The organism is Actinoplanes regularis, from assembly GCF_900188005.1.
Classification (GTDB): Bacteria; Actinomycetota; Actinomycetes; order Mycobacteriales; family Micromonosporaceae; genus Actinoplanes; species Actinoplanes regularis.
On sequence record NZ_FZNR01000009.1, the window covers coordinates 272,925 to 296,324 of the forward strand.

Consider the following 23,400-nt stretch of genomic DNA (forward strand, 5'->3'; position numbering starts at 1 on the left):
GGAAAGGGCCCCGACCTCAGCATGCATCCACAACCCTCCGCCCCCGTCGCCGTCCCCGACCCCTCCGCCGAGCTGTGGCAGTCCGCGGTACGCGTGCTGGACACCAACTGGTCCGGCGACCACACGGTGCCGTCCCGCCGCCTCTATCCGCACCAGTGGAGCTGGGACACCGCGTTCATCGCGGTCGGCCTGGCCTACGTCAACCCCACCCGAGCCTGGCGCGACCTGCGCGGCCTGTTCGAGGCGCAGTGGCCGGACGGCCGGGTCCCGCACATCGTCTTCGACCCGGCCACCGCCGAGGACGACTACTTCCCCGGCCCGGGCTTCTGGAACGTGCCCGTCCTGGCCGGCCGCCCGGCGCGGCGGAGCACCGGCATCGTCCAGCCGCCGCTGCACGCGCTCGCCGCCTGGGAGGTCTACCGGCACGCCGCGGCGCACGGCGCGGCCTGCGCGAGCGAGGCCCGCACCGAGCTGGCCTGGCTGTATCCGCGCCTGGTGGCCCAGCAGGAGTACCTCACCGAGCGGCGGGACGCCGGTGGCGGCGGGCTGGCCTCGATCGTGCACCCGTGGGAGTCCGGCCTGGACAACAGCCCGGCCTGGGACCAGGCGCTGGCCGAGGTGCCGGCCGACCTGACGCTGCTGGAGCACTACCGGCGGCGGGACCTGGCCGTGGCGGACGCCGCACACCGACCCACCGACCAGGACTACGCCCGCTACGTCGGGCTGGTCCTCAACTACCGGGACGGCGGGTACTCGGACACCGAACTGGTGCAGCGGCACCCGTTCGCCGTCGAGTGCCCCGCGTTCAACAGCATCCTGGGCGTCGCCGAGCTGGCTCTCACCCAGATCGCCGGGGTGCTCGGGCGGACCGCCGACGCCCGGCGGCACCGGGACCGGGCGCGGGAGATCACCGCGGCCCTCTCCCGGCGGCTCTGGGATCCGGTCAGCCGCACGTTCCGGGTCCGGGACGCCCGCACCGGCCGGCTCGGGCCGGCCCGCTGCGTCAACGGCCTGCTCCCGCTGATGCTGCCGGACCTGCCCGCCGATCAGGTCGAGGCGATCATGACGGAGGCCCGCTCGGAGCGGTTCGGGCTGCCGGCGCCGAGCACGGACCGGACCGCCGCGTTCTTCGACGCTCACCGCTACTGGCGCGGCCCGGTCTGGATCAATGTGAACTGGCTGCTGCGCCGGGGCATGCAGGTGCACGGCTTCCGTGGCGAGGCGGAGCAGCTGCGCCGGGCCCTGCTGCGTCTGGTGCACGAGCACGGGCACTACGAGTACTTCCACCCGGAGACCGGGGTGGGGCTCGGGGCGCCGACCTTCAGCTGGACCGCGGCGCTCTGCCTGGACCTGCTGGCCGACCGGTCGGCGCCCGCCTATTCGAGGACCGGCTAGAAGACCACGACCGAGCGCAGGACGTCACCGGTGTGCATCTTGGCGAAGGCCCGCTCGACCCCGTCGAGCGGGATCTCCTCGGTGACGAAGGCGTCCAGGTCGAGGCGGCCCTGCAGGTAGAGCTCGGTCAGCATGGGGAAGTCCCGGCTGGGCAGGCAGTCGCCGTACCAGCTGGACTTGAGGGCGCCGCCCCTGCCGAAGACGTCGAGCAGCGGCAGCTCGATCTTCATGTCCGGGGTGGGTACGCCGACCAGGACCACGGTGCCGGCCAGGTCCCGGGCGTAGAAGGCCTGCCGGTACGTCTCCGGCCGGCCCACCGCCTCGACCACCACGTCGGCGCCGAAGCCCCCGGTCAGCTCCCGCACCCGCTCGACGACATCGTGCTCGCGCGCGTTGATCGTATGAGTGGCGCCGAAGCCCCGGGCCCACTCCAGTTTCCGGTCGTCGGTGTCGATCGCGATGATCGTGGTGGCCCCGGCCAGCGCCGCGCCGGCCACCGCGCCGTCGCCGACCCCACCGCAGCCGATCACCGCGACCGAGTCGCCGCGGCTCACACCCCCGGTGTTGATCGCCGCGCCCAGGCCGGCCATCACGCCGCACCCGAGCAGGCCGACCGCGGCCGCCCGGGCCCGCGGGTCCACCTTCGTGCACTGGCCGGCGTGCACCAGGGTCTTCTCCGCGAACGCGCCGATGCCCAGGGCCGGGGCGAGCTCGGTGCCATCCTCCAGCCGCATCTTCTGCGCGGCGTTGTGGGTGGCGAAGCAGTACCACGGCTTGCCCTTGTCGCAGGCGCGGCAGTTGCCGCAGACGGCCCGCCAGTTGAGCACCACGAAGTCGCCGGGCGCCACGTCGGTCACGCCGGCGCCGACCGACTCGACGACACCGGCCGCCTCGTGTCCGAGCAGGAACGGGAAGTCGTCGTTGATCCCGCCCTCGCGGTAGTGCAGGTCGGTGTGGCACACCCCGCACGTCTTGACCCGCACCACGGCCTCGCCCGGCCCCGGGTCGGGCACCACGATCGTGGTCACCTCGACCGGCTTGCCCTTCCCCCTGGCGACAACGCCCCGAACCAGCTGGCTCATGCCGAACACCCTCCTAGTCGACGACACCTTCTCACTCCGGCGGCTGGTCCAGCAGCGCTTCGGTCAGCTTGCCCAGCTGACGTACCTGCGCGGGGGTCAACCGGTCGAAGATCAGCTGTTGGACGGCCTCGGCGTGACCCGGCGCGGTCGACACCACCTTGGCGTAACCCTCGTCGGTGAGCGCCGCGATCTGCACCCGGCCGTCACCCCGGTCGCGCTCGCGCCGGATCCAGCCCTTCTCCTCCAGCCGGGCCACCACGTGGGAGAGCCGGGAGAGCGAGGCGCAGGCGCGTTTCGCCAGGTGGCTCATCGGCAGGCGGCGTTCCGGATGCTCGGAGAGGGTCATCATGACCAGGTAGCCCATGTGGGTGAGACCGGCGTCCCGCTGCAGTTGGGTCTCCAGCGCGGCGGGCACCTTGACCAGCACCTCGACCAGCCGTCGCCAGGCCGCCTGCTGCTCCGGGGTCAACCAGCGGGGCTTGTCCATGCTGGCACATTAGTAGCGTTCGGACAGTCCCGGATGGGCCGGGCGGACAGCAATCCACGGCGAGTCACCGAATCGATCGACTTACGTGAACCTCAGCGAGTACGCTGTCCGAGGACTTTCCACCTCGACACGACGCCGGAACCGGCTGGCTGGGGGGCCTCGGCCGGTTCCGGCGTCGTGCGCCTCAGGCTCAGGATGTGGGCGGCTCGTCCTTACCGGCCTCCTCGGCCGCCTCCGCTTCCTCCTTCGTCTTGTGCACCGCGCCGTCGGCGTGCTCCGGCGGGCCGTAAACGGTGTAGAGGACCAGTGGGTTCGGCCCCTCGTTGAGGAAGTTGTGCTTGTGGCCGGCCGGCACGACGACCAGGTCGCCCTGGGCCACCGCCCGGGTCGCACCGGAGACGACGGCCTTACCGACCCCGCTGACGAAGGTGAGGATCTGGTCCACTTCGTGGACCTCCTCGCCGATCTCGCCGCCCGGCGGGATGGTCATGACGACAAGCTGGGTGTGCTTTCCGGTCCACAGAACGCGACGGAAGTCCGGGCTCTGCTCCGCGACAGTGGCGATCGTGAAGTGCTCCATGCGAGGACGCTTACCCACCTCAGGCGTTGTGCAACCCGCCCGGGACGACGGGTGAGGGGCGACCGATCAGATAGCCCTGTACGTAGTCGACGCCCAGCTCACGCAACATCCGCAGGGTCGGCTCGTCCTGCACGAACTCGGCGACGGTGTGAATCCCGTAGGCCTGGCACACCTGCACCAGGGCCCGCACGAGCACCTGGTCCTGCGGGTTGTCGACCAGATCGACGACGTACTCCCCGTCGATCTTGACGAGGTCGATCGGGAAGAGCCGGAGGTAGCGGAACGACGCGTAGCCCGAGCCGAAGTCGTCCAGCGCCAGCGAGCAGCCCAGATCACGGATCCGGTCGGCGAATCGGCGGGCCTCGCTCAGGTTGCCGATCAGCGCGGTCTCGGTGATCTCGAAGGTGAGCTGCTCCGGGTTCACCCGGTACTGCGTGAGCAGGCGCTCCACCTCGGCGGTCAGCCGTGGATCGCCGACCGAGCGGCCGGAGAGATTGATCTGCAGGCCCATCCCGGGCTGCTCGGCGGCGAGCCGCATGGCCCGCTCCACCACCCACAGGTCGATGTCGAAGACCGCGTCCAGCCGCTCGGCGGTGTCCAGCACGTGGATCGGGGACTGCGGGCCGTCCGTCTCGTCCAGCACTCGCAGCAGCAGCTCGTGCCGGGTCACCCGGTTGGTCTGCAACTCCAGGATCGGCTGGGAGTAGAGCGTGAAGCGGTCGGTGTCGAGCGCGTTGGCAACCCGGCTGCGGTACGACCCCTGCCGGTCCCGAGCCGGCACCGGATGCGCGACCAGGGTGATCGGGCAGTCCGCCTCCCGTGACTGCCGCCAGGCCTGCTCGGCGTCGATCAGCAGGTCGTGACTGCCCGCCTCGGCGTCCGGCCGGAACCGCACCAGGCCGCCCCAGACCCGCGCCCCGTCCTCCCCGCGCAGCGACTTGACCAGCGCGTTCCCCTGCTTGCGGGCGGTCGCCCAGCTGGTCGCGTCGAGCAGCACCGCGATCTCGTTCGTCCCGACCCGGCCGAGCAGGCGATCCGGGCCGACCCGGTCCTCCAGCAGCCGGGCGGTCCGGTGCAGCAGCTCGGCGTTGCGCTCGGGGCGTACCCCCTCGCCGCCGTCGCCGGCCTCCTCGGCCTGGATCCGCAGCACCAGCACCGCGCCGGCGGCCCGGCGCAGCGCCCGGTCGATCTCGTCGGCGAACCGGGCCCGGGTCAGCAGGCCGGTGGCCGGGTCCGGCTCGATCAGCGAGGACTGCACGGTCTCGCCGCGGCGGGTGAGCCGGGCGTCCTCACGTCGGGCTCGTTCCCGGGCGGAGACGTCGCGGAGCGTGCCGCGGATGCCCCGGACGGTGCCGTCCGGGCTGGTCATCGGCTCCAGCCGGCAGTCGACGTCGAACCAGCTGCCGTCGTCGCGCATCAGCCGGACCGTGACCCGCACGGCGGCCCGGCTGGTCCAGGTCTCGGTGATCGCGCCGAGCACGGTGGCCAGGTCGTCGCGGTGCACGTAGCGGGCCAGGACCTGACGGGTCGCCTCGGTGCTCGTGGGCAGCCGGCCGAGCATCGCGGAGAGCGCCGCGGACCAGACGATCCGGTCGTTGTCGGTCGTGTAGGTGAACCAGGCGGCGCGGTCCTCGGCCGGCAGGCGCGGCTCGGGCAGCGAGGCCGTCGACGACACCGATCGCTCCCGTTCTTCGGGCACGGTCATCCGACGCCACCTCCCCCCTCGCGCACGACTGCTTCCCCAGCCAATAAAGACCCCTCACCTATTACGACCTGTCACCGGGCCGCAGTAACAGTGGACGCCAGAGTCAAAGTTTTGACGTATCCGCCAGCAAGCCCAGGAGCAGGGAATTATCGCCCATCCAGAGTAGCGAAACAACCAAACGGTGGACCGCTTTACCGTCCAATTCCACCGAAAAGCGTCGCGCTGTCCATGACGGACAGTCACTGCAAGTGTTCACTGGAGAACCTTCAGCGATTTCGCGTTCACAAGTTGCCGCCGATATGTACACCAAGTCCCGAAACAATTGCAATCCGTGAGCGTCATTCGACGCCGGGAGTGATCTCCAGCTCGGCGATCCGCTGCCAGACCGGCCGCATCGCCGCCTCCGGCTCGCGAGCGAAGACGCTACCCCGGATCCGGACGAAGACGCAGTTGCCGACCCGCTCCAGCACCGCCTGCCGGCGCATGTCGCTCTCCCACTGCTCCAGCCCCTGATAGGCCTCGCCGTCGCACTCGATCGCGAGCCGTCGGCCGTCCGGCGCGTTGAGCACGAAGTCGATCCGGTAACCGCCGATCCGGAACTGCGGGACCGGCCGGTAACCCCGGATCGCGAGCAGGCGCAGCACGTCGTGCTCGAAATCGCTTTCGCACCGGGCCGCTGGATCGGCCGCGGCGGCCTCACCCGGCGACTCCATCGCGTACGACAGAAGCAGCGCCCGCGCGTCATCCGCGAGCAGCGCCCCCGGCCGCACCGAGTGGTAGATCCACAACTGGTCCCGGGCCCGGGACGCGGCCACATTGATCCGCCGGTGATAGTCGCGCTTGGTGAACGCCGCGATCCGCGGATCATTCTCGGACACCACCATGGACACCAGCACCACATCGCGCTCGTCGCCCTGGAACGTGTACGCGTCACCGACCCGCAGCCGGCGCGCCTGGATCTCGTCCTCACCGATCGCCTCGCGGATCCGGGTGAGCAGGTGACTCGCCTGCCCGCTGCGGCTCAGCAGGCTGATCACACCGAGCGTCCGTCCGTCGTACCGGGGATCCGCAATGATCTTGGTGATCCGGTCCACCAGCGCGTCCGCCTCCGCCGGGTTGACGTCGCCGACGCCGGACAGGTTCTGCCGTACCCCCGCGGCGCAGTATTCGGCGCGGATCGGCGGCAGCGCCGGCCGGTCCGCCCGCAGCGGCCTGATCTTGCCGTCGTAGTAGTGCCGCGAGGAGAAGTCGATGATCTGCGGCACGCAGCGGAAGTGCTCGGTGAGCAGGATCCGCTCCGGCGAGCGGCGCACGGCGTGATCGTAGAGCGACGACTCCGGATCGAAATGCTCAGCCGACGGCACATCGGCCAGATGCCGCCGGATCAGCCCGTGCACCGGCCCGACGAAACTCAACTGCGGACCGATCTGCTGGTCGTCGCCGACCACCACGGCCCGTTCGGCCAGCGACAGCACCGGCAGCGCGAAGAGGTCGGCCTGGGACGCCTCGTCGACGATCACCACGTCGAACTTCGCGCCGCCGGCGAACTGCTCGATCGCCCGGTCCACCGACATCACCCAGACCGGCACGGCGGTCACCGCGGACTCCATCGCCCGCTGCGCGTACGCCTGCCAGAGCGCGGCGCCGCGCCCCGTCCCCTTACCGATCTTGCGAAGTGCGGTGGTCCAGTCGGCCAGCGCGGCCCGCCGCCGGTCGTCCAGCGCCCGCGCCACCTCCAGCCAGGCCGAAGCGACCACCAGGTCACCGGTCAGCCGCCGGATCCTCGACCGGGCCCGCTCGACCCGGCGGCTGAGCACCGCCGGATCGATGTCACCGACCACGTTGTCGAACCAGGTCTGCGCGCGCCGCCACTCCCACGCCTCGAGGCAGGCCTGCCCGGAGACCACCGGGTGCTCGCCCGTTGCGATCTTGGCGGCCCACTCCGGGGCGACGGCCACCAGCCGGTCGTACATGGCGTGAAAACGCAGCACGTCCGGTTGCAGCAGAGCCACCCGCCGGACCTCCGCGACCGCCTCGTCCCACCCCGCCAGGCTCTCCCACGCCTCGGCCAGCTCCGGCCACGGCGCCAGCCGCTCGGCCACCGCCCGCTCCTCGGCCAGCGCCTGGTCGAAGGCGAAGACCTCGCCGGCGCCGTCGACCAACTCGGCGACCGCCGAGAGGCGCCCGGCATCCAGTTCGAGATCGATCCCGGGTACGTACGCGGTCACCCGCTCCACCAGCGGAGACCACCGCCGCAGATCGAACTCGAGCGACTGCGCCGCCTCGGCGAGCAGCGCGCCGGCCCACACCTCCGGGTCGGTCCAGCCGCCGGTCGGCTCGTCGATCCGCAGCCGCTCCACCCAGTCCATCCAGACGTCACCGAGCCGGCGGTGCGCCTGCCTGCGACGCACCCGGGCGGTCACCCGGTCGACGTCGTCGGCCGTGCGCATCGGCTCGCCGTCCACCCGGATCTCCTCGGCGACCCGGAACAGCCCGGCCTGCAGCAGCCGGTTCAGGCCCTTGCCCGCGGCGAACCGCACGCGGATCTCGGCGAGTCTGCTGAGCAGCAGCTTCGGCTCGGCGAGCAGCGACTCGCCGATCACCACGGGGTGTCCGGCCTGCTCCCGGGCGCTGGACGCCAGCTCGTCCAGCAGCGCCGCCACGGTGGCCACGTGATCCGCCCAGAGGGTGCGCCAGTGCTGGTCGTCCATCAACCGGCCGAGCCGGTCGGTCCAGGTGCCCTCGCGGCGGCGCAGCCAGGACACCGCCTCGCGGAGATCGTTCGTCAGCTCGGCGTGGGCGGTGCGCTGCTCCGCACGTACGAAAGCCAGATCGACGCCCTGGTCCGCCAACCGGGACAGCCGCTCCCGCGCCGCGGCGATCTCGGCCCGGTGGGCCGCCGCCGCGGCGGCGTCCGGAAGATCCATGATCTCCGGCAGCGGCCGCATCGACGCGGCGCGATCGTCCGGCGTCAGCCGGGCGGCCAGCTTGAGCAGCGTGGCGAAGTCCTCGATGGTCAGCGGGGGCGGGCCCGCGACCGGGTCCGGGATGCCGCCGTGCGCGGCGGCACGCTCCCGCAGCCAGGCGCCGACCTCGGCGGGGAGCAGATTCACCCCACCGATCTGGTACGTCACCGCCTCGCTCTCGGCGATCAGCCGCAGCCCCGCCGTCGCCGCGGCCAGCTCGCGCTCCGCCTCCTCCAGCGAGGCGGTGAGGTGTGCCACCCGGCGCGCCTCGGCGTCCTGGTCCAGGGTCGCGGCCCGGTCGGAGAGCTCCCGCGCGGCCAGCTGCAACTGAACCAGTTGGTCGGTGGTTCGGCCGAGAACCGCCAGGCAGAGCGCCCGCACCTCCTCGGGGAGGCCGTCGCGGAGCACCCGGAGTGGTTCCTCCTTCTGCGCGACGACCAGGACCCGTTTGCCGTTCGCCATCAGATGGCAGATCAGGTTGCGGATGGTGTGGGTCTTCCCGGTGCCGGGCGGGCCCTGGACGGCCACGTTGCGGTGGTGGGCGAGGCGGCGGGCGATCGACTCCTGGGCCTCGTTCGTGGGGAGCGGCATGAGCAGGCGGCCGCCGACGCGCTCCCAGCTCTCCGGGTGATCGTCGGGCATGGTGAGGCGGCTCGGCTCGTGGGCGAGGATCGCGGCCAGCGAACCGACCCCGTCGGTCGCGTGCTCGGCGGTGAGCCGGTTGCGGAGGTTCTCCAGGAAGCCGCGGAGGTGGCGCTGGCGGGGACGGGCGAAGAGGACGGCGGTGTCGCGCACGAAAGTGGACGCCCCCTCCCCTTCGCTCTTCTCGCTCCAGTACCTCTCCCCCGGTTTGAGCACCACCCGGTCGTGGCCGAGGCGGGTCATGGCGCGCTCGAAGAACTCGCCGCGTTCGAAGTCGTTCCAGAGGTCCGCCTCGACCACGCCACCTGGGCCGGCCAGGCCCTGCAGCTGGGCGACGTGGCGCTCGTCGAGGCCGTGCAGGGCGTCGATCTGCAGGCGGGACGGGCCGGCCGGGGAGATCGTGATCAGTGCGAGGTCCGGGTCGTACTCGATCAGGACCGGGGTGGCGACCAGGGGATAGCGGACCCGGGCGCCGTCGATCGTGATCTCCAGGATGCCGTGGCCCCAGACCAGCTCGGTGGTCGCGGTGGCCATGTCGAGCTGGTGCATCCGGTCGAAGAGTCTTCGATGCAGCTCACGGGTCTGCTCAGCGGCCGCGGTCTGCAGCGACCAGGGCCGCCAGGTCCCGTCGCGCCAGGTCTCGAAGTCATCCGCGGGCGCCTCTCCCGACTCTGCTCCGGAGGTCTCGGCGGTCGGCGTCCCGGTTTCGGCGGCGGGTTCGACGTTCGCGGTGACGTCGCCGCGCAGCCGGCGGCGGAGGGCGGCGGGGACGGGCACCGGGGGCGGCAGCTCGGGACGGCCGACCCGCAGCCAGGAGGCACCGTCGGCGCCGGGACCGGCCTGGCAGTCCGGATGCGTCGGCAGAGTGTCCAACCAGAACGCGTCGGACGGCACCGTACGGGCGGGGCGGTCCATCAGGGCACGCACCGCGAGAAGGTAGTCGGCGACCGCGACAGCCCGGTCGCGGATCGTCGTGGACGACTCCATCCCGTGGAGTCTAGAGGCGGAACCGGTGGGCGCCGCCCAGGGCGGGAGGGCGGCGTCCACCGGGCGGCTCCGGCCAGCCGCGAGCGGAGGCTTCAGGGCGCCTGCCGCTCAGGGGAACTGCATGCGCCGGGGACGCGGGATGACCGGGGGCGGGAGCGGCAGGTCGTCAAGGTGGCTCCAGTTGAGCGTGCCGTTGTCGGTGGACTTGACCTCGCCCAGGCAGGCGCGGAGCAGGCCGAGGTTCGGCGCTCCGGCGTAACCGGCGATGACCACCTCCGGTTTCGGCTCGATCTGGGCGATGGCCGCGCAGATCTTGGCGACCTCGCGCTCGTCGACCGCGTCCAGCGGGAGCGGCGCCTCCACCGGGGAGCGACGCCACGGCGGCCCGAACCGGCCGAGCAACTCGCGGGCGAGCCGGCCGAACGAGCGGCCGACCTCGGCGTCGGCCATCGAGAGGCGCGCGGACTGGCCATAGCACCACGGGACGACGATGTGGCCGTTGATCAGGACCAGCTGATAGACGGACTTGGGAACGCTGATGATCTCGGCGCCCGGCAGCGTGCCGAGGAAGAGCACCAGCTCCTCGTAGGGCAGTGGCCAGCGAGGATTGCCCAGCACGCGCTCCGCAGTCTGGGTCATGGCCGGATGCGCGTGCACCTCACGGTCGATCGCTGTGCTCAGTGCCTCGGGGACCCGGGTCCACAGCTCGTCGGCGACCTTGTCACCGAACTGCTCGACCAGCCAATCGCTCGGACCGATAAGAACGTCTGGACGCATTCCCCACCACCACCGTCCGTGATGTCGACGTCACCGCTGGCTAGAAGAGTTGCACTTCCAATGATCGACTGGAAGGGGCCGCGGCGAGATCATAAAAACAAGCATGAATGAAATCGCGCAGGTCGACCAAAGGATAGCCACCACGACGGGGCATCAAGCTGAGAAACAACGAAACCTGCAACTTGCGCAGCGAACCGCACGCGCAAGTTGCAGGCCGGTTTCGCTTTTCCCTGTACCCGATATTGAACACGGAACTTATTTCCGGCCGGTGACAGGCAAGGAAACATCCTTTCACCATCCTTGATCAAATAGTCTGCGACCTGCGAGCCGGTCGCTCGGCCGGGTCGCGATATCGGACTCTCCGAAGTGGACCGAACGGACAGAAAGATCTTCCATCCGGTGCGCCGTCTTTTCACCTAGATCCACTACTGCGGGCCGCGAGTCTCGCAACCGGGCAAACCCCTGACGTTCGCCCGACCGACGATGGCTCAACTGTCGGATACCCGTCAGAACATCTGTTCGTTGATCCAAAACGCGCTGCAAACGTTCTCACAGGTCCGCCGCCAATCTGATCTTGATCCGCCGCCCTCACCCCGGTCCGAGCCGCTGGAGGGCTCTTGGCAACCCATCCGGCCCCGGCCGTCACTCCGAGCGGGAATGGCGGCCTCGATCCGCAACAAACAGCACACAATTCGCCGGTCGCCGCGCCGAATCTCGACCTGGAACGAACAATTGCACACCGGGAAGAAGCAGACGTATCACGGCCGCCCGGAGAATTCATTGAACCTGTGACGTGAAGCCATTCAGAAGGACCGCCCGGAATCGCGCGTCGCATACGCCGCGGCCACCGCACGCCCGGTCGCCGATTCGGCTCCGACGGCCTTCTCGGTCGCCGTCAGTACCGCATCGGCCAACGCCAGTCGCGCCGCCCGCACCGTCGCCCGAATCTCCGCGGCGATATCGGTCGCCGCGCGCCCCCGGACCCCCTCCTCCAACTCCAGTCCGACCAGCTCGCCGCCGGGCCCGACCGTCACGCTGACCAGCCCGTCCGGACTTCGCGCCGTCCCGGACAGACGATGGACCCGGGCGGACAGCTCACGCGCCCAGTGGGCCCGCTCCGCGAGCCCGGACCGCCACTCCTCGATCCAGGACCGGACGTCGTCGAGATTCCGGGCATCGAGCATGGCTCCGCCTCCCATTCACCGTCACGAGTTCGCCCGGCTGACGCTAGCGGCGCGCGGGAGATCACGGAGGAGCCTGTGGACAACCGGAACTCAGCCGGGGTCGACGGTGTCCCAGGAGTAGTCGAAGTCGTCCGGCGGGAGACGCCATTCGCGCAGCACAGCGAGGAGTTCAGACTCGTCGGCGGCCTCCGCCCGACGGAGCCGGACCACGCCTGGATCGTGGTCGTAGCCCTCCAGCCGGTCCGCCTCGTACTCCCAGTGGGTGATCAGGAAGCTGCGCCCGGAGTCGCTGCGCACGGTGCCGTCCCGGATCGAGGCCTCGTCCGCGGACCGGCCGCTGGGCACGATGTGCACGAACGACCAGCGGTGCGGCTGCGAGGCCGGGACCAGTACCGCCAGCCTCCGGCCGAGCCGCAACGCCGCCAGCTTCAGCGCCGGCCAATCCCATTCATGATGATCCATGGCAGGGCGCAGCGTACCTACAAAACGTTTCCACCAGGGACGTGCCGCGCCCGCGGCGCGATTGTCCCTTTCCAGGCAAGGCGCCGACACGTTCAAACCCTTTCCCGGTACGACCGGAGCACCCTTTCGGGCACGGTTTCCCCCCATCCGAATGTGAACGGGACTTTTCGGCACCACCGCGGCCCGTGGAAACCCCTGGTGGGAAGCGGCGATCCGGAGGTCCTGTCGGTGGGCCGCGCTACCGTGCCCGGGTGAGTTCAGTCAGTCCGGCCGAGGAGGCCGCCGCCGTGATCGCCGGGGTGCTCGGCGATCTCCGCTCCGGCCGGCACCGGGGAGTCGTCGTCGACTCACCACCCGGCGCCGGCAAGTCGACGCTGGTGGTGCGCGCGGCCGGGGAGCTGGCCGCGACCGGCGAGCCGCTGATGATCGTGGCTCAGACGAATGAGCAGGTCGACGACCTGATCGAGCGGCTCGGCGCGCGCTCGCCCGAGGTGACCGTGGGCCGGCTGTCCGCAGTCGACTACGAGCGCACCGATCGGGTCAAGGAGCATCCGAGCTGCCGCGTCGCGGCCAAGGTGCCCGACCTCGGCTCGCCGGCGATCACCATCGGCACGGCGGCCAAGTGGGCCACGGTCGCCGAGGGCAGCTGGCCGTGGGCGATCGTCGACGAGGCCTACCAGATGCGGTCGGACGCGCTGCTGCGAGTCGCCCCGCGCTTCGAGCGGGCGCTGTTCGTGGGCGATCCCGGTCAGCTCGACCCGTTCTCCACCGTCGAGGTGGAGCGCTGGACCGGCCTGTCCTGGGACCCGACGCAGAGCGCCGTGGCCGTGCTGCTGCGGCACAATCCGGAGCTGCCGGTGCACCGGCTGCCGGTCTCCTGGCGGCTGCCGGCGTCCGCCGCGCCGGTGGTGGCCGAGGCGTTCTACCCGTTCACCGGCTTCCGCTCGGGCACCGGTCCGGACGACCGCGCGCTGGCCTTCGAGCGGCCCGCCGAGACCGCCCTCGACCGGGTGCTGGACACCGCGGCGCGGACCGGGTGGGGGCTGCACGAGCTGCCGGCGCGATTCACCGTGCGGACCGACGCGGAGGCCGCCGACGCCTGCGCCCAGCTCGCCGCGCGGGCGCTGGCCAGGGGCGGGGTGGCCGAGTCGGAGGCCGGGAGCGGCGCGCTCGAGCCGTCCCGGATCGCGATCGGGGCCGCGCACCGCGACCAGGCGGCCGCGATCCGCGCGCTGCTGCCCCCGGAAGCGGCCGGCATCACCGTCGACACCGCGAACCGCCTGCAGGGCCGGGAGTACGACCTGACCGTGGTGCTGCACCCGCTCTCCGGCCGGCGCGACGCCACCGCGTTCCACCTGGAGTCCGGGCGCCTCTGCGTGCTCACCTCGCGGCACCGGCACGCCTGTGTGGTGGTCGCCCGGTCCGGCATCCCGGAGCTGCTCGACGCGCACCCCTCGACCGAGCCGGTGCACCTGAACGTGCCGGTCAAGTTCCCGGACGGCTGGGAGGCGAATCAATCGATGCTGGCGCATTTATATCGGACGTAACCCACAGGTAACCATCGATCCGGCTACCGTGGTGGCATGACGCCCACCGGGGCTTATCGGCCGATTCTGCGGCCACGTCGTGGTGAGCTCACAGCGCTGGCGCACCTCACCGCGGAGGACGCCGGGCGGGTCCTGCCGATCGTCGAGCTGGACCCGGCGATCAGCATCCTCCCGCTGATCCGCGAGCTGCGACCACGGAGCGAGGCGCTGGCCCTCGACTTCGGGAACGTGCCGGAGCAGGCCACCGCGGCGGATCAGCCGCTCCCGGTGGCGGAGCGACTGGCCCGGCTGGGTGTGGCGATGGTGCCGGTGCTCAGGCCGGCCGAAAGCGGTCGCCGCCTGGTGGCACACGGCCTGGCCGCGCGGATGCACCGCCGCCACGCGGTGCTGCGCCTGCAACCGCACGCCGACGCCGGCAACCCGGCACAGGCGGACGCGGTCACCGACCGGGTGCTGGCCACCACCGCGCTCGAACCGCACGAGGTCGATCTGCTGATCGACCTGGCCGAGACGGCCTGCCTGGCGCACGCCGACGAGGTCGAGGAGCGGGCGCGCCGGGTTTTGCGCTGGGCCCGGACGATGCCGTGGCGCTCGGTCAGCGTCGCCTCCGGCGCGATGCCGCCCAACCTCGACGATCTGCCCACCGATCGGCCGGTCGCGGTGGGCCGGCTGGATGCCCGGGTGTGGACACGGCTCGGCGAGCCGGGGATCGGGTACGCGGATTACGGCGTCACCTCCCCGGTCCGGCGGCTCGGCGTGCAACATCACCGCCAGTTGCCGACCCTGCGGTACACCACCGAGCGGGACTGGTGGATCTACCGCTGGGCGCGGCGCGGCGGGCGCAGCGACGACCGGTGCCACGACCTGTGCCGGACCCTGGTCACCTCGCCGCAGTGGCCGGCCGCGGGCGCCCGGTTCTCCTGGGGGGACGCCGAGATCGCCCGGCGGGCACGCACCGCCCGGGGCGCCGGGAGCTCGGCGAGCTGGATCGCCTGGGGCACCTCGCACCACATCTCGCACGTTCTGAGGACCCTACCGGAGCGCTCCATTTAGTCGTACGTTTGTTCTAATGTCGCTCACGGCAGCCCTGGCGTACGCCCGGCACGGCATCCCGGTCCTGCCGGTGCATACCCCTGACCGGGACGGTGTCTGCTCCTGCAGTCGACGAGACCACTGCGACAGCCCTGGCAAGCACCCGCGCCTGCGGCACGGGGTGAACGAGGCGAGCACCGATCCGCGCCAGATCGAGCTCTGGTGGACGTACTGGCCCCGGGCCAACCTGGGCCTGCGCACCGGCGTGGTGATGGATGTGGCCGACGTCGACTCGGCGGAGGGCTGGCACGGGCTGCGCCATCTGCTCGACGACGAGGTCCCGCCCGGTCCGCAGGTGCGCACCGGGTCGGGCGGCCGCCACCTGTGGTTCCGCCCGACCGGCTACGGCAACCGCGTCCGCGTGCTGCCCGGCCTGGACTGGCGCGGCACGGGTGGGTATGTGCTGGCGCCGCCCTCCCGGCACGCGACCGGCGCCGGGTACACCTGGATCCGCCGGCCGGGGCCGGCGCTGCCGGTCAGCCCGGCGGCGCTCCGCGCCATGATCGCCGGGCCGCCGCCGGCTCCGGCGCGGCCGGTCGCCCACCCGGACCGGTACGCGGAGGCGGCGCTCGACGCCGAGGCCGACCGGGTGGCACGGGCCGTCGTCGGGTGCCGCAACGACACGCTGAACCGGGCGGCGTTCGCGCTGGGCCGATTCGTCGGCGCCGGGTTGCTCGACGCCGGGACGGTGCGGCGCGAACTGGAGGCGGCGGCACGCTCCGCCGGGCTGGGCCAGGCCGAGATCCGCGGCACGATCCGCTCCGGGATGGCGGCGGGCACGCGGCAGCCGTTCCTGCGGACTCCGGGCCACGTGGCGTGACAGTCGGGAAGATCACCCCTGCCGGAGCAGATCGGCACGAATGCCAGAAAACGGCACCGAGCTGCGGCGATGGCATGGATGAGGGGACGGGTTAACCGATTGGGTTACCGGAAACGGATGATCGGGTCGCGTGCGTGCGGGTTCCCGGGGCTCTCGCGCCGGTAGCCTGGCAGGCGACCGGCCGGGGGGCGATGGTGCTTCAGTGGGACGTCATCGGTGACGCGGAGCAAAGTGTGCTCGGTGATCCGGTGCGCCTGTGTTCGGTGCGGCGGATCGGCCGCCCGGGGCCGGACGAGGCGTTCGACCGGGTCGCGATGCTGGTCCGGAAGCTGGTGGACGCGCCGCTCGGGGTGGTCTGCCTGGTCGACGCCGAGCATCAGTACCTGGCCGGCCAGGTCGGCCTGCCGGAGCCGATCGCCAGCGAGCGGACCATGCCGCTGACCCACTCGTTCAGCCGGCACGTGGTGGTGGCCGGCGAGATGCTGATCATCTCGGACGTGCGCACCGACCCGCGGATGCGGGGCAACCCGACGATCGCCCAGCTCAACGCGATCGCGTACGCGGGGGCGCCGATCACCGATCCGGACGGGCTGGTGGTGGGGGCGCTCTGCGCGGTGGACCACGAGCCGCGGGACTGGACGAACAGCGAGATCGCCCTGCTCACCGAGTTGGCGGCGGTCTGCTCGTCGGAGGTCTGCCTGCGGATCGCCCGGGCCACGGCCGAGGACGCCCGCAAGGCGGCCGAGGACGCCCGGCGGGCCGCCGAGTCCGCCGGCCAGAACCTGGAGCTGCTCACCGACCTGACGGAGTCGCTGGCCGCGACGATGGACGTGGACGAGGCGATGCGCCGGCTCGGCCGGATCGTCACGGGCGGGCTGGCCGACTGGTGCGTGGTGACCTACGCCGACGAGCCCGGCGTCACGCCGCACGTCAGCGCCACACACCGGGATCCGGCCCGGGCCGCCGACATGGACCGGCTGGCCGAGCTGGCCGCCCGCTCCCGCACCGACCTGCGCGCGATCGTGCTGGCCGCGCACCGGCACGGCCGGCCGGTGCGCCGGGTGGACGGGCCGGCGAAGATCCGCGACCGGCTCAGCGACGCGGAGATCGCCTCGATCGCCACCACCGCGGGGCTCGGGTCGTCGATGATCGCGCCGATCATCTCGTCGGTGCGGCGCCGGATCCTCGGCGCGGTGCTGCTGGTCAACGGGCCGGACCGGGCGCCGTTCAACGACGCCGAGGAGCGCGTCGCGGCGGAGATCGGGCGCCGGGCCGGGCTGGCGGTGGAGAACAGCCGGCTCTACCGGGAGCAGCGGCACATGGCCGAGGTGCTGCAACGCAGCCTGCTCACCGAACTGCCGACGCTGCCGGGTGTCGAGCTGCACGCCCGCTACCTGCCGGCGCAGGACGGTGCCGCGGTCGGCGGGGACTGGTACGACGCGTTCGCCCAGCCGGACGGCAGCGTGATGGTCGCGGTCGGCGACGTGTCCGGACACGACATCGAGGCCGCGGCGATGATGGGTCAGCTGCGGAATCTGGTCCGGGGCGACGCGTACGGCCGGGACGACGAGCCCGGCGCCCTGCTCACCCAGCTGGATCTGGCGCTGCACGGCCTGCGGGTGCCGGCCGCCGCGACGGTGGTGCTGGCCCGGGTCCGGCAGTCCTGGTCGGGCTACGCGATCAGCTTCGCGAACGCCGGCCACCCGCCCCCGTTGCTGCTCCTGCCGGACGGCCGGGTGCAGGTCTGGTGGGTGCCGCCGGAGCCGCTGCTCGGCCTGCTCCCGCAGGATCCGCGCACCACCACGATCCGCTATGTGCCGCCCGGGTCGACGCTGGTGCTCTACACCGACGGCCTGGTCGAGGACCGTGACCAGCTGCTGGACGACGGGGTGGCCCGGCTCGCCGAACGGCTCCGAACGAGCTCCGCCTACCCCGGCGACGCGCTCTGCACCCGGCTGCTGGAGGTCGCCCCGCACCGCAGCGACGACATCGCCCTACTGCTGGTCCGCCTGACCGGCTGAGTCCTCGGCCACGACCGGCGGCCCGCCGTGGGTCCACGGTGTCTCGGCGGGGTCCGGGAGGGACCCGCTGCGGCGGAACTCCTCGCTCAGGGTGGTCAGCACCAGGCGCTCCCCCGCCGCGGGGACGCTGCCCGGCTCGGCGACCAGCTTGCGTCCCATGCCACCGGACAGTTCGAGGAGCACGTCGCTCTCCCCCGGGGAGCCGGCGGGCGTCACCGAGATGACCCGGGCGCGCTGGGACGGGCGGGCCGGTGAGGTCAGCGACGTGCCCGGCTCGACACGGACGGGCTCGGCGGTGCGGACCATGATCCGGGGGCGGAGGACCGGACGCCGGCCGGTGTCGTCGACGCGGTCGGGGGCGGCCAGCGTCACGGTGCCCGCGAAGGCCGCGCCGGCCAGCCGGTACTCGGCGAGCACCAGCGGGTCGTCGAAGGCGCGCTGGACCGCGTACCGCGAGGCCGCGGACTCCAGGCGTTGCAGGCGCGCGGCCGCCGCGACGGCGCCGTCACGGCGGGGCTGGGGCGCGCCGCCCTCGGCGAGGTACTGGTGGAACGCCGTGAAGGCATCCTTGTCACCGTCCCAGCGCTGGGCCACCCGCTCACCGGCCGGCAGCCGCCGCAGCAGGTTCAGGGTGCGCCACATCCGCTCCCAGGTCGGGAGCATCAGATCGCGCAGCACCTCGGGCAGTTCCGGCGCCTGGCGTTCGATCAGCGGGGCGAGGACCCTGTTGTCGAAGTCCGGGTCGGTGGCCGGGCCGGCGACCGGGCCGTTCTCCACCGCGCGGGCCGCCACCGCGCCCTCCTCGATCCAGGCCAGCAGCACGCCGAGCTGGGCGTCCTCGGCGCCGCTCTGGCCGGTGGCCCAGTGCAGCCCGAGCGCCTGCACCGCGTTGAGCAGCAGCGACGATCCGGGCACCTCGGCGCTGTTGGCGAAGAAGGTGAGCCAGCGGCCGAGCAGCGGCACCGCGGCGGGCACCGGGTGCTCGCCGTCGACCGTGCGGAACCGGGTGGAGCGGCCGAACAGGCGCAGGAAGTCGACGCCGCCCGGGTTCGGGACCCAGAGCTGCGGGGCGTCCACGTATCGGGTCCGGACGTCCTTGCCCCGGTCGACCGGGACGTCCTCGGTGACGTCGGTGAACGAGTCGAGGTACGAGACGAGCAGCTCGCCGAGGCGGTCGGCGAACCGGAACCGCTCGTCCCGGTCCCGGGGCTGGGTGACGACCAGGAGCTCCGGTCGCGCCGGATCGGTGCCGGCCAGCGCGGCCAGCGGGGCGTTCGCCTCGCCGGCCATCGCCAGCGGGATCAGCACCATCGGATGATCGTGGACGTGCAGGTGGCGGACGGTGGCGACGGCCTGCGCCCGCCCGGTGGCGACGGCCTGCGCCCGGGCGAGGGCGGTGAGCGTACTCAAGAAAGGGCCTCGGATCGCAGGCGGAGCGCGTGCCGCAGCATGGCGGCGGCCTCCTCCTGCTCCGCCGTGGGCGGTTGCGAGCCGGAGGCGAGCGCGAGCACCTCGCCGACGGTCTCGATCCCGCCCAGTGCCTCGCGCACCGGTCGGCCGAGGGCTCCCGTGGTCCCGGCCGCCTCGTTCCGGCAGAACATCGAGAGTTCGCAGGTGGAGATGCACTCCGGCGCGTATCTCGGCGTCACCTGCTCGAGCGCCGCGGTCAGTTCCGTGGACGGCTGGTTCAGGTCGAAGGTCAGCCCGGCCGGCAGCGCGTCGATGATCTCCCCGACCGAGGCGAGCCGCGACAGCTGCCGGCGCAGCGTGGCGAGCTGCTTGCGGACGTCCAGCCGGACCGCCACCGGGGTCATCGCGAAGTTCCGCGGGCAGACCAGCACGACCTCGTGGTCGACCAGCAGCGGATCCATCCCGAGCCGTTCCAGCAGCTGACGCAGCGCGAGCACGTACGTCGCGGCCTGGGTCGCCGCGGCGGAGACCTTGGCGCTCTCGGCCTGCCCATCGACCACCGCGAACGACTTGATCTCGACGACCTGCAGCCGGCCCTCGTGCGCGTAGGCGACCAGGTCGGGCTCCAGGTAGACGGTCTGCCCGGCCACCTCGAGGGTGAGCAGCGGATGGTCGATCAGCGCCGCCTCGGCCGAGGCGAGCAGGCGGGCCGTCCGCGAGTGCCGGTCGTCCAGCGTGTCGTCCGAGTCCGCGCCGAGATCCTGATAGCCGAGGGCGGCGTCGCCGGCGCCGAGCACCGACCGCAGCAACGCGCAGTCGTCGGCCTTCAGCATCGCCTCGAACGCGTTACCCCGGGACAACGCGAAGCGGGACTGGCCGAAGCTGCCCGGGAAGCCGACCGCGTCGGCGAGTTTCAGCTTGTCGACGCCGGCCGCGTCGAGGACGGCACGCCGATTGCAGCCCGGATTGCCGGTGAGGGCGGCGATCGTGCGCGCGTTGTGCCGCTTGGCCTTCCCTGGGCCGCGTAGCTCGTCGAGCCGAGTCATCAGCGCCGTTCTTGTGAGACGTCGGGGAGAACTGACTGTAGATCTTTGTACGAGGCGGCGGCAATCTCGCCGCGTTTCACCCACGAGAGGTGAATAAAACGTGCATTTCAGTCACAATCCCGGTGGCGCGCTAGGTTCGGAGCATGCCGAAGGCCATCTGGAACGACGAAGTGATCGCGGAGAGCAACGACACCGTGGTGCTCGAGGGGAATTACTACTTTCCCCGGGGCTCGGTGCGGGAGGACGTGCTCATCCCCTCCGACACGCACACCGTCTGCCCCTGGAAGGGCAAGGCGTCGTACTACTCACTGAGCGCCGACGGCCGGACGGCCGCCGACGCCGCCTGGTACTTCCCGAATCCGAAACCGGACGCCGCGGCGGTCCGGGATCGCGTCGCCTTCCGTAAAGACGTGAGGGTGGAGCTCTAACCGCGGCCACGAGGCCCGCTCACGCGATGCGCGGGTGGGCCTCCTCGATCGCGGTGACCTCGAGATAGTCCAGCATGTCCCGCTGCTCGTCGGGATCCAGCGCTCGGAAGGCGGCGTACGCCTCCCCCCGGGCGTTCTCCGTCTCCGCGGCCAGCAGCGCGATGATCGCCGACCAGGCCAGCGAGACCCGGTCGAAGAGCCGGGCCCGGCGCAGCGAGGTGAGCCGGGTCAGCATCGCCACCTTGGCCACCGCGTCGTCGTCGGTCGGGAGCCGGTCACAGAGCTCGAAGAGCGCCTTCCCCCGGTACGGATGCTCGGCCTCGATCATCCGGGCCAGCTCGGCATTGCCCATCCGGTCGACCGCCGGAGCGGGGCCGCGCCGCGGCAGGCGCGGACGAGGGTTCGGCTCAGCGTGCACGACTGTCCCGCCCACTCTCGAAGCCCTTGCCCGGCGACTGGTGCGGCAGCGTGGGCCGACTGGCGAAGGAGGGGAACGGCGCGCGCGCCGGCATCACCGGGGCGGGCGGCTCGGCCGGCCCGGCAGTGGCCGGGAAGCGCTGGGTGAAACCGTCCAGCACCGCCCTGCCGGTCTCGGTCTCCGTGCCCACGGTCTCCTCGACCGCGTCCGCCACCTGATCGGCCAGCGCCGACTGCGCCCGCCTGATGGTCCGCAGGATCTCGGTCGCCAGCCCGGGCGCGCCCAGGCCCAGCGACCGTTCGTCCAACTCCAGCGCGGTCACGTTCCCCGAACTCGCCACGGTGACCAGAACCGCGCCGTCCGCACCGGCCGCCGACGCGCGCAGCGTCGCCACCCGGTCCGCCAGCGCGGCGGCCGCGCCCCGCGAACGGGACACTCCGTCACCGCCCCCCGACTCTCCGCCCAGCACGATTTCGCCCTCCGTTACGGACTTGCGGTGGTGATGTCTCATAAGATCACGCCCGCGCCATCCTCGCGAGCACCCACGGTAGCGACTCCCGGCGCTCACTCGACCCGATTACCGCCGTAACCTTCAACCAACACATCGACCATCACGATCGAGGGGGTTTTGTGGAGACGGGCCAGCCCGACGACGGACCCGCGCCGGAGTGGCGGTCCGCGATGATCGACATCTCCGAGTTCACGCTCGCCGAACTGGTCACCCACGACGACTCCGCCCTGGACCGGTGCCTGCGCCACCTGGCCGAGGATCGGACCGGGGCGGGCGAGCAGATCGCCGGCTTCAACTCGGCGCTCTGACCCCGATCCCGTTGCGCCCGTTCCGGCTCGCCGACTCCGACCTCGCCGCCCTCGGCGCCGGCCGGCCGTCGCCCGGCACCCTCGGCCTGCTGCGCAGGGCGCGGCTCAGCCGCCATCTCCTTCTCCTGCGGGAGGCCCGGCGAGCGGTCCCGGAAAGGCTTGCCTGGTACGACGACCTGGGCGCCCTGACCCCGGCGGCCGCCCGCACGCGGATCGCCGACCCGCTGGTCGGACTCTGGTCGGCGCGAGTCCTGGCCGCACTCCGCGCCGGCCCGGAGACGGCGCTCGGGGAGCTTCCCGAACCGGTCGGGCACCTGATCCGCGTGACGCACTCGGGGCGGACGCTGACCGTGCGGCTGGACGACCGCGGCCCGCTGCGGCACCTGCTCGGGTTGCCCCCGGCCGAGCGGCTGGCCCCCACCGAGCTGGCGCACTGGCACGACTGCCTCGACGCGGCCTGGCGGATCCTGGTCACCCGGCACCCCACAGCCGCCGGCATCCTCGACGGCGTCCTGCAAGTGATCGTCCCGGCCCGGCCGGATCCGCTGGCCGAGGGCGTGAGCGCGACGTCGGCGGGGGCGTTCGGCGCGGTCGCGATGTCGGCGCCGGCCACCGGCACCGGCCTGGCCGTGGCCCTGCTGCACGAGACCCAGCACAGCGTGCTGAACGCGGTGCACGGGCTCTTCGAGCTCGTCCACCCGGGCGGGCGGCTCGGGTACTCGCCGTGGCGGGAGGATCCGCGTCCCACCTTCGGCGTCCTGCACGGGGCGTACGCCTTCCTGGCCGTGGCCCGCTTCTGGCGCACCGAGCTGCGGCACGACGGCGCGACGGCCCCCGGCCGCGGTGCGGCGGAGTTCGAGTTCGCGCGCTGGCGGACGGCGGTGCACGAGACGGCCGGCCGGCTGCTCGCCGGCGGGGAACTGACCGCGGCCGGGGTCCGGCTGGTCGGCGCCCTCCGGGACGAGGTCGAGCCGTGGCTGGCCGAACCGGTCGATCCGGAGGTGGAGCGCCTCGCCGACCTGGCCCGGGCCGATCATCACGCGCGCTGGCGGCTGCGGAACCTGACGCCCTCCCCCGGTGACCTGACCGCGCTGGCCGGCGCGTGGCGCGCGGGCCGGCCGGCGATGCCCGTCGAGTCCACGGTGGCCGACGGGGTGCGGACGATCGAGTCGAGTCCCCGGCTGCGGCTGATCCGGGCGGTGCTGCGCGGGGACACCGCCGGCGCCGAGGAGGGCGATCCCGGGGATGTCGCGTGCGTCCGTGGGAGCCGGCGGGACGCGCTCACGTCGTACCAGGCAAGCCTCTCGAAGGACCGCGCCCACGACGCGGCCTGGGGCGGACTCGCCCTCGTCTCCCCGCATCCCGCCCTGCGCCGCAGGCCGGAGCTGGTCCGCGCGGCCGCGCTGGCCCTGCCCGAAGCGGACCTCGCGGCGCTGGCCGACTGGCTGTCCCACCAGGACGAAGACTGAGCTTTCGCCGGTTGCAACTCGGTTGACCTGTGGTTATGTTCGGTAGCGAAGCCGAAAGGCGAG

At 72.2% G+C, this 23,400-nt stretch carries 21 protein-coding genes; 9 read left to right on the plus strand and 12 right to left on the minus strand.

From position 1 onward, the window contains the following. Positions 1-21: 21 nt before the first annotated feature. A complete protein-coding gene (locus CHC09_RS24390; protein ID WP_089295490.1) occupies positions 22-1,395 on the plus strand; it encodes an MGH1-like glycoside hydrolase domain-containing protein in 1,374 nt (457 codons plus the stop codon). Here CHC09_RS24390 and CHC09_RS24395 read toward each other — a convergent pair. From CHC09_RS24395 to CHC09_RS24420, 6 genes are all read right to left on the minus strand, one after another. Continuing rightward, on the minus strand, positions 1,392-2,477 hold the full coding sequence (locus CHC09_RS24395) for an S-(hydroxymethyl)mycothiol dehydrogenase (RefSeq protein WP_089295570.1): 1,086 nt from the start codon (positions 2,475-2,477) through the stop codon (positions 1,392-1,394). The two genes, CHC09_RS24390 and CHC09_RS24395, sit on opposite strands and share 4 nt — an antisense overlap. Positions 2,478-2,508: 31 nt before the next feature. Continuing rightward, the gene (locus CHC09_RS24400) at positions 2,509-2,964 is read right to left on the minus strand and encodes a MarR family winged helix-turn-helix transcriptional regulator (protein WP_089295491.1); all 456 of its coding nucleotides are present in this window, start codon (positions 2,962-2,964) and stop codon (positions 2,509-2,511) included. 190 nt (positions 2,965-3,154) lie between these two features. Then, positions 3,155-3,544, minus strand: a complete 390-nt coding sequence (locus CHC09_RS24405; protein WP_089295492.1) for a cupin domain-containing protein — start codon at positions 3,542-3,544, stop codon at positions 3,155-3,157. A 19-nt stretch (positions 3,545-3,563) separates the two neighbouring features. Further along, complete coding sequence (locus tag CHC09_RS24410; RefSeq protein ID WP_089295493.1) at positions 3,564-5,249, minus strand: EAL domain-containing protein; 1,686 nt, start codon at positions 5,247-5,249, stop codon at positions 3,564-3,566. Positions 5,250-5,587: 338 nt separating this feature from the next. After that, positions 5,588-9,844, minus strand: coding sequence for an AAA domain-containing protein (locus CHC09_RS48475; protein WP_089295494.1), 4,257 nt, complete (start codon positions 9,842-9,844; stop codon positions 5,588-5,590). 108 nt (positions 9,845-9,952) lie between these two features. Further along, positions 9,953-10,621 carry a hypothetical protein gene (locus CHC09_RS24420; RefSeq protein ID WP_089295495.1) on the minus strand — a complete coding sequence of 223 codons (669 nt, stop codon included), beginning with the start codon at positions 10,619-10,621 and terminating at the stop codon, positions 9,953-9,955. Between the two features lie 103 nt (positions 10,622-10,724). Between CHC09_RS24420 and CHC09_RS45395 the strand changes: the two genes are divergently transcribed. Continuing rightward, positions 10,725-10,925 (plus strand): hypothetical protein, encoded by a 201-nt coding sequence (locus tag CHC09_RS45395; RefSeq protein ID WP_143232507.1) that lies wholly within the window; start codon positions 10,725-10,727, stop codon positions 10,923-10,925. A 499-nt stretch (positions 10,926-11,424) separates the two neighbouring features. On the opposite strand, the gene CHC09_RS24425 is transcribed toward CHC09_RS45395, so the two are convergent. Beyond that, on the minus strand, positions 11,425-11,805 hold the full coding sequence (locus CHC09_RS24425) for a YbaB/EbfC family nucleoid-associated protein (protein ID WP_089295496.1): 381 nt from the start codon (positions 11,803-11,805) through the stop codon (positions 11,425-11,427). A 90-nt stretch (positions 11,806-11,895) separates the two neighbouring features. Continuing rightward, positions 11,896-12,267 carry a hypothetical protein gene (locus CHC09_RS24430; RefSeq protein ID WP_089295497.1) on the minus strand — a complete coding sequence of 124 codons (372 nt, stop codon included), beginning with the start codon at positions 12,265-12,267 and terminating at the stop codon, positions 11,896-11,898. A 251-nt stretch (positions 12,268-12,518) separates the two neighbouring features. On the opposite strand from CHC09_RS24430, the gene CHC09_RS24435 reads away from it, so the two are divergent. The 4 genes from CHC09_RS24435 to CHC09_RS24450 all read left to right on the plus strand — a co-directional run bounded on the left by CHC09_RS24435 (position 12,519) and on the right by CHC09_RS24450 (position 17,747). Further along, a complete protein-coding gene (locus CHC09_RS24435; protein ID WP_089295498.1) occupies positions 12,519-13,814 on the plus strand; it encodes an AAA family ATPase in 1,296 nt (431 codons plus the stop codon). A 36-nt stretch (positions 13,815-13,850) separates the two neighbouring features. Next, positions 13,851-14,867, plus strand: coding sequence for a beta family protein (locus tag CHC09_RS24440; protein WP_089295499.1), 1,017 nt, complete (start codon positions 13,851-13,853; stop codon positions 14,865-14,867). Between the two features lie 16 nt (positions 14,868-14,883). Next, positions 14,884-15,726 (plus strand): bifunctional DNA primase/polymerase, encoded by an 843-nt coding sequence (locus tag CHC09_RS24445; RefSeq protein WP_089295500.1) that lies wholly within the window; start codon positions 14,884-14,886, stop codon positions 15,724-15,726. Positions 15,727-15,860: 134 nt separating this feature from the next. Then, positions 15,861-17,747: a GAF domain-containing SpoIIE family protein phosphatase gene (locus CHC09_RS24450; protein ID WP_239138491.1), complete on the plus strand. Its 1,887-nt coding sequence runs from the start codon at positions 15,861-15,863 to the stop codon at positions 17,745-17,747. Here CHC09_RS24450 and CHC09_RS24455 read toward each other — a convergent pair. Together CHC09_RS24455 and CHC09_RS24460 are read right to left on the minus strand one after the other, a co-directional pair. Next, positions 17,721-19,157, minus strand: a complete 1,437-nt coding sequence (locus CHC09_RS24455) for a hypothetical protein (protein ID WP_089295501.1) — start codon at positions 19,155-19,157, stop codon at positions 17,721-17,723. The genes CHC09_RS24450 and CHC09_RS24455 overlap by 27 nt on opposite strands. Then, positions 19,154-20,203, minus strand: coding sequence for a hypothetical protein (locus tag CHC09_RS24460; protein WP_179277256.1), 1,050 nt, complete (start codon positions 20,201-20,203; stop codon positions 19,154-19,156). Before CHC09_RS24460 ends, CHC09_RS24455 begins: the two co-directional genes overlap by 4 nt. Before the next feature lie 143 nt (positions 20,204-20,346). Here CHC09_RS24460 and CHC09_RS24465 point away from each other — a divergent pair, with 143 nt between their 5' ends. After that, a complete protein-coding gene (locus CHC09_RS24465) occupies positions 20,347-20,631 on the plus strand; it encodes a DUF427 domain-containing protein (protein WP_089295502.1) in 285 nt (94 codons plus the stop codon). A 19-nt stretch (positions 20,632-20,650) separates the two neighbouring features. Here CHC09_RS24465 and CHC09_RS24470 read toward each other — a convergent pair whose 3' ends face one another. Beyond that, a complete protein-coding gene (locus CHC09_RS24470; RefSeq protein ID WP_089295503.1) occupies positions 20,651-20,983 on the minus strand; it encodes a hypothetical protein in 333 nt (110 codons plus the stop codon). Between the two features lie 55 nt (positions 20,984-21,038). Continuing rightward, positions 21,039-21,485 (minus strand): YbaB/EbfC family nucleoid-associated protein, encoded by a 447-nt coding sequence (locus CHC09_RS24475; protein WP_089295504.1) that lies wholly within the window; start codon positions 21,483-21,485, stop codon positions 21,039-21,041. Positions 21,486-21,679: 194 nt separating this feature from the next. Here CHC09_RS24475 and CHC09_RS24480 point away from each other — a divergent pair, with 194 nt between their 5' ends. Then, a complete protein-coding gene (locus tag CHC09_RS24480; protein WP_089295505.1) occupies positions 21,680-21,868 on the plus strand; it encodes an FXSXX-COOH protein in 189 nt (62 codons plus the stop codon). 11 nt (positions 21,869-21,879) lie between these two features. Next, positions 21,880-23,337 carry an aKG-HExxH-type peptide beta-hydroxylase gene (locus CHC09_RS24485; protein ID WP_089295506.1) on the plus strand — a complete coding sequence of 486 codons (1,458 nt, stop codon included), beginning with the start codon at positions 21,880-21,882 and terminating at the stop codon, positions 23,335-23,337. The last annotated feature ends 63 nt before the right edge of the window (positions 23,338-23,400 follow it).

Excerpts from the sequence above, each read along its gene's own strand:
- CHC09_RS24440 (WP_089295499.1), top strand. The coding sequence starts at position 13,851 with ATGACGCCCACCGGGGCTTATCGGCCGATTCTGCGGCCACGTCGTGGT.
- CHC09_RS24460 (WP_179277256.1), bottom strand. The coding sequence starts at position 20,203 with ATGACTCGGCTCGACGAGCTACGCGGCCCAGGGAAGGCCAAGCGGCAC.
- CHC09_RS24445 (WP_089295500.1), top strand. The coding sequence starts at position 14,884 with ATGTCGCTCACGGCAGCCCTGGCGTACGCCCGGCACGGCATCCCGGTC.
- CHC09_RS24425 (WP_089295496.1), bottom strand. The coding sequence starts at position 11,805 with ATGCTCGATGCCCGGAATCTCGACGACGTCCGGTCCTGGATCGAGGAG.
- CHC09_RS24400 (WP_089295491.1), bottom strand. The coding sequence starts at position 2,964 with ATGGACAAGCCCCGCTGGTTGACCCCGGAGCAGCAGGCGGCCTGGCGA.
- CHC09_RS24465 (WP_089295502.1), top strand. The coding sequence starts at position 20,347 with ATGCCGAAGGCCATCTGGAACGACGAAGTGATCGCGGAGAGCAACGAC.
- CHC09_RS45395 (WP_143232507.1), top strand. The coding sequence starts at position 10,725 with ATGAATGAAATCGCGCAGGTCGACCAAAGGATAGCCACCACGACGGGG.
- CHC09_RS24430 (WP_089295497.1), bottom strand. The coding sequence starts at position 12,267 with ATGGATCATCATGAATGGGATTGGCCGGCGCTGAAGCTGGCGGCGTTG.
- CHC09_RS24390 (WP_089295490.1), top strand. The coding sequence starts at position 22 with ATGCATCCACAACCCTCCGCCCCCGTCGCCGTCCCCGACCCCTCCGCC.
- CHC09_RS24470 (WP_089295503.1), bottom strand. The coding sequence starts at position 20,983 with ATGGGCAATGCCGAGCTGGCCCGGATGATCGAGGCCGAGCATCCGTAC.
- CHC09_RS24410 (WP_089295493.1), bottom strand. The coding sequence starts at position 5,249 with ATGACCGTGCCCGAAGAACGGGAGCGATCGGTGTCGTCGACGGCCTCG.
- CHC09_RS48475 (WP_089295494.1), bottom strand. The coding sequence starts at position 9,844 with ATGGAGTCGTCCACGACGATCCGCGACCGGGCTGTCGCGGTCGCCGAC.
- CHC09_RS24420 (WP_089295495.1), bottom strand. The coding sequence starts at position 10,621 with ATGCGTCCAGACGTTCTTATCGGTCCGAGCGATTGGCTGGTCGAGCAG.
- CHC09_RS24405 (WP_089295492.1), bottom strand. The coding sequence starts at position 3,544 with ATGGAGCACTTCACGATCGCCACTGTCGCGGAGCAGAGCCCGGACTTC.
- CHC09_RS24395 (WP_089295570.1), bottom strand. The coding sequence starts at position 2,477 with ATGAGCCAGCTGGTTCGGGGCGTTGTCGCCAGGGGGAAGGGCAAGCCG.